The following is a 13,205-nucleotide window of genomic DNA, read 5'->3' as shown; positions in this document are numbered from 1 at the left end:
AGAAGCAGAGGGACAGGAAATGCCATATTCCATTGAGATTCAACTATTTACTACTGCAAACTCACTAATCTCTACTCACTAGCCCGAAGGGCCTCACATGCTTCTCGGCCGCACCGCCAACGGTCTCTACTGGATGAACCGCTATATCGAGCGGGCCGAAAACATGGCGCGCCTGGTCGATGCCGGATTGCGCATGGCGCTGACGCGCACGCAAAGCGCGTCGGAGGAATGGAACTCGGTGCTGCTCAGCGCCGGCTCGGACATCGCCTTCAGCCAGAAATACCAGGACTATACAGCCGCCAATGTCTCCGACTTCCTGCTGCGCGACATCTCGAACCCGTCGAGTACGATGTCGTCGATCGAGACGGCGCGCAACAATGCGCGCATGGTGCGCACGGCGCTGACGCGCGAGACCTGGGAAAGCATCAACGAAGCCTGGATGTCGCTGAAGCGAATGCTGGCGAGGCCGATCGACGAACGCGACCTGCCGACGGTGCTGGACGCCATCAAGCGCGAGACGGCGCTGATCCGCGGATCGTTCTATGGCACGATGCTGCGCAACGAGATTTTCGATTTCTCGCAGCTCGGCACCTATGTCGAGCGCGCCGACAACACGGCGCGCATCCTCGACGTGAAATATTACGTGTTGCTGCCGTCGCTGTCCTGGGTCGGCTCGACGCTGGACAACTACCAGTGGGAGTCGATCCTGCGTTCGGTGTCGGCGCATCGCTCCTATCGATGGGTTTATGAAGCCGACTATAAGCCGACGAACATTGCCGACTATCTGATCCTCAATGTGCGCATGCCGCGCTCGCTGACCTTCTGCTACCGCTTCCTCGGCGAGCATCTGAAATTCCTCGCCGACGACTATGGCGCGCGCCATGCCTGCCACGGCACGGCCGAGAAGATCCAGGCGCTGCTCAAGCGGGGGTCGATCAAGGACATATTCGATCACGGCTTGCACGAGTTCCTGGCCGAGTTCATTCGCGACAACACCAGGCTGGGCGACGAGATCGCCCAGGATTACCGGTTCTACTGAGTAAAGCTGAGGGCGGGCGTTATGCGGCTCAAGATCTCCCATCGCACCGAATATCACTACGATACGCCCGTGCAGTATCTGCTGCAGCGGCTGCGGCTGATGCCTTCCAGCGGGCGCACGCAGACCGTCGGCTCATGGGCGATCAAGGTGGAAGGCGCGCGCGAGGAGGTGCGCTTTACCGACCATTTCGGCAACGATACGCGGCTCTTGAGCGCCGAGAGCGGCTACAGCGCAATCGTCGTCGAGGCGGCGGGCGAGGTGACGACGCATGACACGGCCGGCATAACCGGGCCGCATCAGGGCTTTGCGCCGCTTTGGCTGTTCGCCCAACAGACCCAGCTCACCGCCGCCGGCGAGGGCATTCGTGAACTGGCCGGCACGGTCGGGCAGGGGACAGAAATCGAGCGGCTGCACACATTGATGGGCGCGATCCGCGAACGCGTCGCCTACAAGCCGGGCACGACCAGCGTCGTGACGCCCGCGGAAGAAGCGCTGGCGCTGAAATCCGGCGTCTGCCAGGACCACAGCCACATCTTCATCGCCGCGGCCGGCGCGCTTGGCTTTCCCGCCCGCTATATCAGCGGCTATCTGATGATGGATGCGGCCGTCGAGCAGGCGGCGAGCCATGCCTGGGCCGAAGCCTATGTCGTGGGGCTCGGCTGGGTTGCCTTCGACCCGGCGAATTGTATCTCTCCCGACGAACGCTATGTGCGGGTGGCGATGGGGCGCGACTATCGCGATGCCTCGCCGGTGTCGGGGATACTGCTGGGGCAGGCGCAGGAGAGGCTTGCCGTCACCGTCACGGTAGAGCAGTAATCCACGCCGGAATCGCTAGCAAGAGAGCAACCATGTGACCTATTGCGTCGGCCTCAAGATCGATCGCGGGCTCGTGTTCATGTCGGACACTCGCACCAATGCCGGCATGGATTCGATCTCGACCTTCAAGAAGATGCATGTCTGGGAACAGCCGGGCGAACGCGTCATCGTGTTGATGTCGGCGGGCAACCTTGCCACGACACAGGCCGTGGTCAGCCTGCTCGACGAGCGCAACAAGGCGGTCGGCGACCGCCATGAGAAGCTGCTCGAGACGCCGTCCATGTATCAGACGGTGCGGCTGGTCGGCGACACGGTCAAGGAAGTGATCGCGCATGCCTCGCCGGACGGCGAGAAGGCGGATTCCTATTTCAACGCCTCCTTCATTCTCGGCGGCCAGATCAAGGGCAGCCCGCCAAGGCTGTTCATGATCTACCCGGAAGGCAATTTCATCGAGTCGACCGACGACACGCCGTTCTTCCAGATCGGCGAGACGAAATACGGCAAGCCGATCATCATCCGCGCCTATGACCGGGCGATGAGCCTGGCCGAGACGGTGAAGCTGCTTCTGGTGTCGTTCGATTCGACGCTGAAATCCAACCTCTCGGTCGGGCTGCCGCTCGACCTGCTGTTCCTGGAACAGGATGCGTTCAAAGTCGGCCTGAACCGGCGCATCGGCCAGGACGATCCCTATTACCGCACGATTTCCGACGGCTGGTCCAGCGCGCTGAAAATCGCCTTTTCAAATCTGCCGGATTTTCCGGGGTAGGACTTTTCGGCTGCACCGTTGCCTCATCATATTTAACATGTTAATTAAAAACTGAGAACGGTTCGACCAGCCGGTATCTTCGACGGCTGCTGGGAGGAAAATATGGACAATCAGGAATTCCGCGACTGGTCGAGGCGGGCGGCCGATTGGGGCGTCGATTACCGCGCCGGCCTGCGCGACCGTCCGGTGCGGCCGGCCATCGCGCCGGGTGAGATCTTCAGGAGCATCGAAGCCTCGCCGCCAGAATTGCCCGAGCCGATGGAAAAGATCTTCGCCGATTTCGAAGCCAAGATCGTGCCGGGCATGACGCACTGGCAGCATCCGCGTTTCTTCGCTTACTTTCCGGCCAATGCGGCGCCAGTCTCGGTTGTCGCGGAATATCTGGTCTCGGCGATGGCCGCGCAATGCATGCTGTGGCAGACTTCGCCGGCGGCGACCGAGCTCGAGATGCGCATCGTCGACTGGATGCGCCAGGCGCTCGGCCTGCCGGAAGATTTTTCGGGCGTCATCCAGGATTCGGCTTCGTCGGCGACGCTTGCCGCGGTGCTCACCATGCGCGAGCGGGCGCTTGACTGGCAAGGCAACAAAAAGGGACTGACCGGGCAGGGCAAGCTGCGCGTCTATTCCTCCGACCAGGTCCATACCTCGATCGACCGCGCCATCTGGGTCTCGGGCATCGGCGAGGAAAACCTCGTCCGCATCCCGGTCAGCGGACGTTTTCGCGCCATGGACACCGTCGCACTGGAAGCCGTGATCATCGCCGATCGCGAAGCCGGCCTGCTGCCTGCCGGCATCATCGCTTGCGTCGGCGGCACCAGCACAGGCGGGACCGACGACATTGCGGCGGTGGCCGCTGTCGCGAAGCGGCACGGGCTTTACCTGCATGTCGATGCCGCCTGGGCCGGGTCGGCGATGATCTGTCCGGAATACCGGCATTTCTGGACCGGCGTCGAAGGCGCCGATTTCATCGTCTTCAACCCGCATAAGTGGCTGGGCGCGCAATTCGATTGCTCGATCCAGTTCGTGCGCGAGCCGGAAGACTTGGTGCGCACGCTGGCGATCAAGCCGGACTATCTGAAGACGCGTGGCCATGACGGCATCATCAACTATTCGGAATGGTCGGTGCCGCTCGGCCGCCGCTTCCGCGCGCTGAAACTCTGGTTCCTGCTGCGCGCTCATGGGCTTGAGGGCCTGCGCGCCATGATCCGCAACCACGTCGCCTGGAGCGAAGGACTGGCCGTGCGATTGGCCAAGGAAGCGGATTTCGAGCTCGTCAGCGAACCGATGCTGTCGCTGTTTTCCTTCCGGCACCGGGCGCCGTCGGGCATCGATCCGGACGAGCACAATCTGCGCCTGGTCGACGCCATCAATGCAGATGGGCGAATCTATCTGACGCAGACGCGGGTCGACGGACGGGTCGCCATCCGTTTCCAGGCCGGTCAGTTCGAATCGACGGCGGCGGACGTCGACGCGGCCTTCAATGTCATCTGCGAATGTGCAAGATCGCTCGCATCCTGAGATAGCTGCCAAAACGCGGCCGGGGGAAGATCGTGACCGACCGCGGCGTGATAGCGCAAAACCTGACCGGCGTCTGGCATGGCCGCTATTTCTATCCGCGCGATCTGGCGCCGGTGTCTTTTGTCGCGACGCTTTTCGAGACCGCATCCGCTTTGACGGGAACGACGCATGAACCGGCCGGGCCGGCTACCAGCGCCTTGCGCTATGCGAGCTTGGAGGGACAGCGCGACGGCAGGATGGTTGTTTTCGTCAAGACCTACACCAATGCCGGATCGAACGCGCAGCCGATCGACTATAGCGGACGCCTGAACGGCGACGCCACCGAGATCGAAGGAATCTGGCGCATCCGCGGGAACTGGTCGGGCAAATTTCTGATGATCCGCTCACCGGGCAAGGCTGTTTCCGTCGAACGCAAGGTGGCGGAGCGCGTCTGATATTTGCTTGCGACCGACCTGATTTCATTAGCCGGCCGCTTGCCTTTTCACTGCTTTCGTTTTCCCGTATAGAGGGGAAAAACGAAAACGGGGAGAACGCGCGATGTTTCTTTCGCCACGCCATGCCGAAATCATCCAGATGGCGAAAGACCATGGCAGGGTTCTGGTCGATGACCTAGCGACGCATTTCAATGTGACGCCGCAGACCATCCGCAAGGACCTCAACGATCTATGCGATCAGCGCTTGCTCACCCGCATCCATGGCGGCGCGCTGTTTCCGTCCGGCATCGAGAACATGGAGTATGAGGCGCGGCGCAAGATTGCCGCCGACGAGAAGGAGGCGATCGGCAGCGCGGCGGCGCGGCTGATCCCGGACAATGCCTCGCTGTTCATCAATATCGGCACCACCACCGAGGCCGTCAGCAAGTCGCTGCTCGACCACAACGGGCTTATGGTCATTACCAATAATATCAATGTTGCCAACAGGATGCGCATCTATCCTTCGATAGAAGTGGTGATCGCCGGCGGCGTCGTGCGCGGTTCCGACGGCGGCATCGTCGGCGAGGCGGCCGTCGATTTCATCCGCCAGTTCAAGGTCGATTACGCCGTCATCGGCGCCTCGGCGATCGACCATGACGGCGCGCTGCTCGATTTCGATTTCCGCGAGGTGAAGGTGGCGCAGGCCATCATCGCCAATGCCCGTCATGTGATTCTGGTCTCCGATCGGACCAAGTTCGAGCGTACGGCGCCGGTCCGGATCGGCCATCTTTCGCAGGTGAATACCTTCATCACCGATCGCTGCGAGATCCCGTCGATCCGCCGGATTTGCGAGGAGACCGAGGTCCGGCTGATCGAGACAGCGCTCGAATAGGCTCTATCATGGCTGTTTCACGCAGCCGTGATATTTCGTTTGACATTCGCTTTTAGTTCGAAATAATTCCACCACGGTTTCGTAAAACACAAAAATGGTGCAATGCGAAATCGTTGGAGGAAATTTTGGACGCATCTCCGATCCATGACATTTTCGTCATCGGCGGCGGCATCAATGGCTGCGGCATAGCTCGCGACGCCGTTGGCCGCGGATTTTCGGTTTTCCTGGCCGAGATGAATGATCTCGCCAGCGGAACCTCGTCTGGCTCGACCAAGCTCATCCATGGCGGCCTGCGCTATCTCGAATTCTACGAGTTCCGGCTGGTGCGCGAAGCGCTGATGGAGCGCGAGGTTCTGTGGAAGAACGCGCCGCACATCATCTGGCCGATGCGCTTCGTGCTGCCCTACGCCAAGGGCCTGAGACCCGCCTGGCTGATCCGGCTCGGGCTGTTCCTCTACGACCATATCGGCGGGCGAAAGCTGCTGCCGGCGACGAAAACGCTCGACATGGCCAACGATCCTGCCGGCAAGCCGTTGAAGCCATTGTTCCGCAAGGCTTTCGAATATTCCGACGGTTGGGTCAACGACGCGCGCCTGGTGGCGCTGAACGCCCGTGACGCCGCCGACCGGGGCGCCATTATCCGCACCCGCACCAAGGTCGTCAGTGCGCGCCGCGACGGTTCGACCTGGACCGTCAGGGTGCAGAATGTGCTCACCGGCGAAACCGAAGAGGTTCGCGCCCGGCTTTTGGTCAACGCCGCGGGGCCTTGGGTCGATCATGTGCTGCAGACCGCCGTCGGCCAGAACGAAGTCCACAATGTCCGCCTCGTGCAGGGCAGTCACATCGTCATCGCCAAGAAGTTCGACGATCCGCGCGCCTATTTCTTCCAGAACAAGGATGGCCGCATCATCTTCGCCATTCCCTACGAGGAAGAATTCACGCTGATCGGCACCACCGACCGCGACTATCCCGGCGATCCGCATCAGGTGAAGATCTCCGACACGGAGATCGATTATTTGTGCGCCGCCGCAAGCGAATATTTCGCGCAACCCGTCAAGCGCTCCGACATCGTCTGGACCTATTCGGCGGTGCGCCCGCTCTATGACGACGGCGCCTCGAAGGCGCAGGAGGCGACGCGCGACTACGTGCTGAAGGCCGATGGCGGTGAGGGCACAGCCCCCTTGGTCAACGCCTTCGGCGGCAAGATCACGACTTTTCGCCGGCTGGCGGAATCGATGCTGGAAAAGATCGAAGGTTTTCTCGGCAAGCGCGGCAAGCCGTGGACGCATGACGCGCCGCTGCCGGGCGGCGATTTTCCGGCGACGGGCTTCGATGCCCAGGTCGCCAGGCTAAAGAAAACCTATCCGTTCCTCGATCAGCGGCTGGCGCGCCGGTTCACCCGGCTTTACGGCACGCGCGCGGAAAAGCTGCTCGGGCTTGCCAAGTCGAATGCCGATCTTGGCCGCAATTTCGGCGCCGATCTTTTCGAGGCGGAAGTCCGTTATCTGGTCGAGAACGAATGGGCGGTCACTGCCGAGGATGTGTTATGGCGCCGCACCAAGCGCGGCCTGCATTTCAGCCGCGAGCAGACGGCGGCGCTGGAGGAATTCATGCGCGGACTGAGCAGCCGCCATGTCGCGGCGGCGGAATAGGTTAGACCGCTGATGCGCAAGGCCTGGGAGGAGGCGTGATGCTGGAACTGAGGAACGTGACGAAGACGGTCGGCGCGCAGGAGCACATCCGCGACGTGTCGCTGACGCTTCAGCATGGCTCGCTAAACGTTCTGCTGGGACCCACGCTTTCCGGCAAAACCAGCCTGATGCGGCTGATGGCGGGGCTCGATACGCCGACTTCCGGCTCGGTCTGGTTCGACGGCAAGGACGTGACCGGACAGAAGGTGCAGAAGCGCAACGTCGCCATGGTCTACCAGCAGTTCATCAATTACCCGGCGATGACGGTCTATGAGAACATCGCCTCGCCGCTTCGGGTGGCCGGCGTCGAGCAGGCTAAGATCGACAAGGAAGTGCGCAACGCGGCGGCGCTTTTGAAGCTGACGCCCTACCTCGACCGCACGCCACTCAATTTGTCCGGCGGCCAGCAGCAGCGCACCGCGCTTGCCCGCGCCATCGTCAAGAATGCCAGCCTGGTGCTGCTCGACGAGCCTTTAGCCAATCTCGACTATAAGCTGCGCGAGGAATTGCGCGCCGAATTGCCGAAGATCTTTGCCGCCGCCGGCACCATCTTCGTCTACGCCACAACGGAGCCGCACGAAGCGCTGCTTTTGGGTGGCAATACGGCGACGCTGTCGCAAGGCCGCGTCACGCAATTCGGCCCGACCGTCGAGGTCTTCCGCAAGCCGGTCGACCTGGTTACGGCAAGGACGTTTGCCGATCCGCCGCTCAACACAATCGTGCTCTCCAAGAAGGGCTCGGATTTCCTGCTCGAAGGTGGCGTCAAGCTGCCGGTGCCGCCGGAGCTCAACGGCATCCCGGATGCGAGCTACACGATCGGCTTCCAGCCGCATCATCTGTCGCTGGAACGGCCGAATGCCAGCGCCGTGCCGGTGCGGGCCAAGGTCACCATCACCGAGATCACCGGCTCGGAAAGCTTCGTCCATCTCGACTTCGCCGATGCGCGCTGGGTGATGCTTGCGCATGGCATCCTCGACTTCGAGACAGACGACGAGGTCGAGGTGTTCATCGACCCACGCCACATCATGGTTTTCGACCAGAACGGCCGCGCCGTGACGGCGTCGAAGCTGGCGGCCTGAGGAGCAAGCGATGGCGCGCATCGACGTCAACCACATCCGCCATTCCTACCTGCCCAACCCGCAGAAGGATTCCGATTTCGCGCTGAAGGAGGTGCATCACACCTTCCAGGATGGCGGGGCCTACGCGCTGCTCGGGCCGTCTGGCTGCGGCAAGACCACCTTGCTCAACATCATCTCGGGATTGCTGCATCCCTCGCATGGCCAGTTGCTGTTCAACGGCCGCGACGTCACCAACCTGTCGACGCAGGAGCGCAACATTGCGCAGGTGTTCCAGTTCCCGGTCATCTACGACACGATGACCGTCTACGACAATCTGGCCTTTCCGCTGCGCAATCGCCGCGTGCCGGAAACCGATGTCGACCGCAAGGTGCGCGAGACGCTCGACATGATCGATCTCGCCGGACTGGCGAAGAAGAAGGCGCGCGGTCTCACCGCCGACCAGAAGCAGAAGATTTCGCTCGGGCGCGGCCTGGTGCGCTCGGACGTCAACGCCATCCTGTTCGACGAGCCGCTCACCGTCATCGATCCGCATATGAAGTGGGTGCTGCGCTCGCAGTTGAAGCAGCTGCATCGCCGCTTCGGCTACACCATGGTCTATGTCACGCACGACCAGACCGAGGCGCTGACTTTCGCCGACCAGGTGGTGGTGATGTTCGATGGCGGCATCGTCCAGATCGGCACGCCGGCTGAACTCTTCGAGCGGCCGCGCCATACTTTCGTCGGCTATTTCATCGGCTCGCCGGGCATGAACGTGCTGCCGGTTGCGCTCGAAGGCAAGACTGCGAAGCTCGGTGCGCAGCGCATCGAACTGCCCGGCGTGCCCAAGGCCGATAAAGGCGCCCTCGAACTCGGTATTCGTCCCGAATATGTGCGGCTTGGCCGCGACGGCATGGCGGTGCAGGTCAGCAAGGTCGAGGACGTCGGCCGCCACAAGGTCGTGCGCGCCAATCTCGAGGGCAAGGAGATCGCGGCCGTCATCGGCGAGGACGACGAAGTCCCGGCCGAGCCGAAAGTCCGCTTCGATCCAGCGGGCATCAACATCTATGCCGATTCCTGGCGCGTCGAGATGGGGGCATAGATGGACAAGACCTGGAACAACAAGGCCTGGTTCCTTGTCCTGCCGGTGCTGGTGCTGGTGGCGTTCTCGGCCGTTATCCCGCTGATGACCGTCGTCAACTATTCGGTGCAGGATACGTTCGGCAACAACGTCTTCTTCTGGGCGGGAACCGAGTGGTTCGAGGACCTGCTGCATTCCAGCCGGTTCTGGGAAGCGATGGTGCGCAACCTGATCTTCTCCTTCATCATCCTGGCGATCGAAGTGCCGCTCGGCATCTTCATCGCGCTCAACATGCCGAAAAAGGGCTGGGGCGTGCCGGTCTGCCTGGTGCTGATGGCGCTGCCGCTGCTGGTTCCATGGAACGTCGTCGGCACCATCTGGCAGGTCTTCGGCCGCAACGACATCGGCCTGCTCGGCTACTACGTCAACGCGCTGGGCATCGACTACAACTACGTCCAGGACCCGTTCGACGCCTGGATCACCGTCATCATCATGGATGTCTGGCACTGGACCAGCCTGGTCGTGCTGCTTTGCTATGCCGGCCTGGTCTCGATTCCCGACGCCTTCTACCAGGCGGCCAAGATCGACGGCGCCTCGCGCTGGGCGGTGTTCCGCTACATCCAGCTGCCGAAGATGCAGCGCGTGCTTCTGATTGCCGTGCTGCTCCGCTTCATGGACAGTTTCATGATCTACACCGAGCCCTTCGTCGTCACCGGCGGCGGCCCCGGCAATTCGACGACCTTCCTGTCGATCGATCTCGTCAAGACGGCGCTCGGCCAGTTCGACCTCGGACCGGCGGCGGCCATGTCGCTGGTCTATTTCCTGATCATCCTGTTGTTGTCGTGGGTGTTCTACACCGTGATGACCAACTACGACGCGGAGCGCTGAGAGATGGCGGGCGCCAACGAGACGACACGCGTGAGCGAGGCGGCGGTCACCGAAGTGGGCAGCACGCTGTCGCAGGACGAGGTGGCGAAGCTGATGCGCCGCCGCGGCGAGGAATCGCGCTGGTGGTGGATCGTGCCGACGATCTACATCATCGTGCTTCTCTTACCGATCTATTGGCTCATCAACATGAGCTTCAAGACCAACCAGGAGATCATCTCCTCGCTGACGCTCTACCCGCACGCGCCGACGCTGCGCAATTACACGATCATCTTCACCGACGCGTCCTGGTATTCGGGCTACATCAACTCGATCACCTATGTGGTGATGAACATGGTGATCTCGGTGGCGGTGGCGCTGCCGGCGGCCTATGCCTTCTCGCGCTACCGCTTCCTCGGCGATAAGCACCTGTTCTTCTGGCTGCTCACCAACCGCATGGCGCCGCCGGCGGTGTTCGCGCTGCCGTTCTTCCAGCTCTATTCGGCCTTTGGCCTCATCGACACGCATATCGCGGTGGCGCTGGCGCACTGCCTGTTCAACGTGCCGCTGGCGGTGTGGATACTCGAAGGCTTCATGTCGGGCGTGCCGAAGGAGATCGACGAGACCGCCTATATCGACGGCTATTCCTTCCCGCGCTTCTTCGTGAAGATCTTCATGCCGCTGATCGCGAGCGGCATCGGCGTCGCCTGCTTCTTCTGCTTCATGTTCTCGTGGGTGGAACTGCTGATCGCGCGCACGCTGACCACGACAGACGCTAAGCCGATCGCCGCCACCATGACCCGCACCGTGTCGGCCGCCGGCATGGACTGGGGACTGCTCGCCGCCGCCGGCGTGTTGACGCTGATCCCCGGCGCACTCGTGATCTGGTTCGTCCGCAACTATATCGCCAAGGGCTTCGCCCTGGGGAGGGTCTAAGCCATGAACCTCAACTTCTCATGGATGGCTTGGACGTGGCCGACGGCCGCCTTCTTCATCGTCATCGCGCTGATGCTCGTCGGCATGGGCGTTTGGGAATATGTTTCGCCCGGCGGCAATCCGCGCGTCGGCGTGCTGCGCTTCGAGACGACGCGCGGCGACCGCCTCTTCGTTTCGCTGCTCGGCAGCGCCTTCATCCATCTCGCTTGGCTGGGCCTGGTTGGGCCTAACCTGTGGTGGGCTCTCGCTCTCTCCGTGATCTACGCCGTTGGCGTGTTCCGATACGTATAGAGGGGGAATAGTCGGAGCGGCCGCGTGCTGGCGGCCGCCCCGGATCGCACTTGCAACCTAAAACTGGAGGAGACACATGCGACGGCAATTTTTAACATCGACGACCGCCCTTGTCCTGTTGCTGGGCGCGGGCCACGCCTACGCCGGAATGGATGAGGCAAAAGCCTTTCTCGACAAGGAGATAGGCCCCCTGTCGACGCTCTCGCGCGCCGATCAGGAAAAAGAAATGCAGTGGTTCATCGACGCCGCCAAGCCGTTTGCAGGCATGGAAATCAAGGTCGTGTCGGAAACCCTGACCACGCACCAGTACGAGTCCCAGACCCTTGCGCCGGCGTTTACCGCCATCACCGGCATCAAGGTCACGCATGACGTCATCCAGGAAGGCGACGTCGTCGAGAAGATCCAGACCCAGATGCAGACCGGGCAGAACCTCTATGACGGCTGGGTCAACGACTCCGACCTGATCGGCACGCACTGGCGCTATCAGCAGGCCCGCAACCTGACCGACTGGATGGCCGGCGAGGGCAAGGACGTCACCGATCCGATGCTCGACGTCGACGATTTCATCGGCAAGTCGTTCACCACCGCGCCGGACGGCAAGCTCTACCAGCTGCCCGACCAGCAGTTCGCGAACCTCTACTGGTTCCGCTACGACTGGTTCAACGACGAGAAGAACAAAGCGGACTTCAAGGCCAAGTACGGCTACGACCTCGGCGTGCCGGTCAACTGGTCGGCCTATGAGGACATCGCCCAGTTCTTCACCGGCCGCGAGATCGACGGCAAGAAGGTCTATGGCCACATGGACTACGGCAAAAAGGATCCGTCGCTCGGCTGGCGCTTCACCGATGCGTGGCTCTCCATGGCCGGCAATGGCGACAAGGGCATTCCGAACGGCAAGCCGGTCGACGAATGGGGCATCAAGGTCGATGAGAATTCGCGTCCCGTCGGCTCTTGCGCCGCGCGTGGCGGTGACACCAATGCTCCTGCCTCGGTTTACGCCATCCAGAAGTATCTCGACTGGCTGAAGGCCTACGCGCCGCCGGAAGCGCAGGGCATGACCTTCTCCGAATCGGGTCCGGTTCCCTCGCAGGGCAACATCGCCCAGCAGATCTTCTGGTACACGGCCTTCACCGCCGACATGGCCAAGCCCGGCCTGCCGGTCGTGAACGATGACGGCACGCCGAAATGGCGCGTCGCGCCGTCGCCGCATGGCGTCTACTGGAAGGATGGCATGAAGCTCGGCTACCAGGACGCCGGTTCGTGGACGCTGCTGAAGTCGACCCCGACCGATCGCGCCAAGGCCGCCTGGCTCTACGCGCAGTTCGTCACCTCGAAGACGGTCGACGTCAAGAAGAGCCAGGTCGGTCTCACCTTCATCCGCGACTCCACCATCCACGACAAGAGCTTCACCGAACGGGCGCCGAAGCTCGGCGGTCTGATCGAGTTCTACCGCTCGCCGGCGCGCGTGCAGTGGACCCCGACCGGCACCAACGTTCCGGACTATCCGAAGCTGGCGCAGCTCTGGTGGCAGAACATCGGCGACGCGTCGTCCGGTGCGAAGAGCCCGCAGGAAGCGATGGACTCGCTGTGCGCCGACCAGGAAAAGGTGCTCGAGCGCCTCGAGAAGTCGGGCGTGCAGGGCGATATCGGTCCGAAGATGGCCGAGGAGCACGATCTCGACTACTGGAACAAGGACGCCGTCTCGAAGGGCAACCTTGCGCCGCAGCTGAAGATCGAGAACGAGAAGGACAAGCCGATCACCATCAACTACGACGAGCTGGTCAAGAGCTGGCAGAAGTAACAAAACCCGACGCGAGCTGCAAAGCTCGCGTAAGGAATGCAG

13 protein-coding genes are annotated in these 13,205 nt (G+C 62.0%); all 13 read left to right on the top strand.

Going from position 1 to position 13,205, the window contains the following annotated elements; genetic code table 11:
• Nucleotides 1-97: 97 nt before the first annotated feature.
• The 13 genes from DPM33_RS16045 (at nucleotide 98) to DPM33_RS15985 (ending at nucleotide 13,163) form a co-directional block, all read left to right on the top strand.
• A complete protein-coding gene (locus DPM33_RS16045) occupies nucleotides 98-1,039 on the top strand; it encodes an alpha-E domain-containing protein (protein WP_112098427.1) in 942 nt (313 codons plus the stop codon).
• Nucleotides 1,040-1,060: 21 nt separating this feature from the next.
• Complete coding sequence (locus DPM33_RS16040) at nucleotides 1,061-1,855, top strand: transglutaminase family protein (protein WP_112098426.1); 795 nt, start codon at nucleotides 1,061-1,063, stop codon at nucleotides 1,853-1,855.
• 34 nt (nucleotides 1,856-1,889) lie between these two features.
• Nucleotides 1,890-2,621 carry a proteasome-type protease gene (locus DPM33_RS16035; protein ID WP_112098425.1) on the top strand — a complete coding sequence of 244 codons (732 nt, stop codon included), beginning with the start codon at nucleotides 1,890-1,892 and terminating at the stop codon, nucleotides 2,619-2,621.
• Nucleotides 2,622-2,723: 102 nt separating this feature from the next.
• Nucleotides 2,724-4,139, top strand: a complete 1,416-nt coding sequence (locus tag DPM33_RS16030; protein ID WP_112098424.1) for a pyridoxal phosphate-dependent decarboxylase family protein — start codon at nucleotides 2,724-2,726, stop codon at nucleotides 4,137-4,139.
• Between the two features lie 32 nt (nucleotides 4,140-4,171).
• A complete protein-coding gene (locus DPM33_RS16025; RefSeq protein ID WP_112098423.1) occupies nucleotides 4,172-4,573 on the top strand; it encodes a hypothetical protein in 402 nt (133 codons plus the stop codon).
• 103 nt (nucleotides 4,574-4,676) lie between these two features.
• On the top strand, nucleotides 4,677-5,444 hold the full coding sequence (locus DPM33_RS16020) for a DeoR/GlpR family DNA-binding transcription regulator (protein WP_112098422.1): 768 nt from the start codon (nucleotides 4,677-4,679) through the stop codon (nucleotides 5,442-5,444).
• A gap of 125 nt (nucleotides 5,445-5,569) precedes the next feature.
• Nucleotides 5,570-7,096 carry a glycerol-3-phosphate dehydrogenase gene (gene glpD / locus DPM33_RS16015; protein WP_112098421.1) on the top strand — a complete coding sequence of 509 codons (1,527 nt, stop codon included), beginning with the start codon at nucleotides 5,570-5,572 and terminating at the stop codon, nucleotides 7,094-7,096.
• Between the two features lie 38 nt (nucleotides 7,097-7,134).
• Nucleotides 7,135-8,214, top strand: a complete 1,080-nt coding sequence (locus DPM33_RS16010) for an ABC transporter ATP-binding protein (RefSeq protein ID WP_112098420.1) — start codon at nucleotides 7,135-7,137, stop codon at nucleotides 8,212-8,214.
• 10 nt (nucleotides 8,215-8,224) lie between these two features.
• Nucleotides 8,225-9,292 (top strand): ABC transporter ATP-binding protein, encoded by a 1,068-nt coding sequence (locus DPM33_RS16005; protein WP_112098419.1) that lies wholly within the window; start codon nucleotides 8,225-8,227, stop codon nucleotides 9,290-9,292.
• On the top strand, nucleotides 9,293-10,159 hold the full coding sequence (locus DPM33_RS16000) for a carbohydrate ABC transporter permease (protein ID WP_112098418.1): 867 nt from the start codon (nucleotides 9,293-9,295) through the stop codon (nucleotides 10,157-10,159).
• Between the two features lie 3 nt (nucleotides 10,160-10,162).
• The gene (locus tag DPM33_RS15995; RefSeq protein ID WP_112098417.1) at nucleotides 10,163-11,071 is read left to right on the top strand and encodes a carbohydrate ABC transporter permease; all 909 of its coding nucleotides are present in this window, start codon (nucleotides 10,163-10,165) and stop codon (nucleotides 11,069-11,071) included.
• 3 nt (nucleotides 11,072-11,074) lie between these two features.
• Complete coding sequence (locus DPM33_RS15990; protein WP_112098416.1) at nucleotides 11,075-11,362, top strand: DUF2160 domain-containing protein; 288 nt, start codon at nucleotides 11,075-11,077, stop codon at nucleotides 11,360-11,362.
• A gap of 76 nt (nucleotides 11,363-11,438) precedes the next feature.
• Nucleotides 11,439-13,163, top strand: a complete 1,725-nt coding sequence (locus DPM33_RS15985) for an ABC transporter substrate-binding protein (RefSeq protein ID WP_112098415.1) — start codon at nucleotides 11,439-11,441, stop codon at nucleotides 13,161-13,163.
• Nucleotides 13,164-13,205: the final 42 nt, after the last annotated feature.

Origin of the sequence: Mesorhizobium hawassense (genome assembly GCF_003289945.1) — a bacterium.
GTDB lineage: Bacteria > Pseudomonadota > Alphaproteobacteria > Rhizobiales > Rhizobiaceae > Mesorhizobium > Mesorhizobium hawassense.
The sequence above is the reverse complement of the archived record's forward strand: the minus strand, read 5'-3'. Positions and strand labels throughout refer to the sequence as shown.

Coding starts and splice junctions, on each gene's coding strand:
- DPM33_RS16045 (WP_112098427.1), top strand. CDS start 98: ATGCTTCTCGGCCGCACCGCCAACGGTCTCTACTGGATGAACCGCTAT.
- DPM33_RS16040 (WP_112098426.1), top strand. CDS start 1,061: ATGCGGCTCAAGATCTCCCATCGCACCGAATATCACTACGATACGCCC.
- DPM33_RS16030 (WP_112098424.1), top strand. CDS start 2,724: ATGGACAATCAGGAATTCCGCGACTGGTCGAGGCGGGCGGCCGATTGG.
- DPM33_RS16020 (WP_112098422.1), top strand. CDS start 4,677: ATGTTTCTTTCGCCACGCCATGCCGAAATCATCCAGATGGCGAAAGAC.
- DPM33_RS16010 (WP_112098420.1), top strand. CDS start 7,135: ATGCTGGAACTGAGGAACGTGACGAAGACGGTCGGCGCGCAGGAGCAC.
- DPM33_RS16005 (WP_112098419.1), top strand. CDS start 8,225: ATGGCGCGCATCGACGTCAACCACATCCGCCATTCCTACCTGCCCAAC.
- DPM33_RS16000 (WP_112098418.1), top strand. CDS start 9,293: ATGGACAAGACCTGGAACAACAAGGCCTGGTTCCTTGTCCTGCCGGTG.
- DPM33_RS15995 (WP_112098417.1), top strand. CDS start 10,163: ATGGCGGGCGCCAACGAGACGACACGCGTGAGCGAGGCGGCGGTCACC.
- DPM33_RS15990 (WP_112098416.1), top strand. CDS start 11,075: ATGAACCTCAACTTCTCATGGATGGCTTGGACGTGGCCGACGGCCGCC.
- DPM33_RS15985 (WP_112098415.1), top strand. CDS start 11,439: ATGCGACGGCAATTTTTAACATCGACGACCGCCCTTGTCCTGTTGCTG.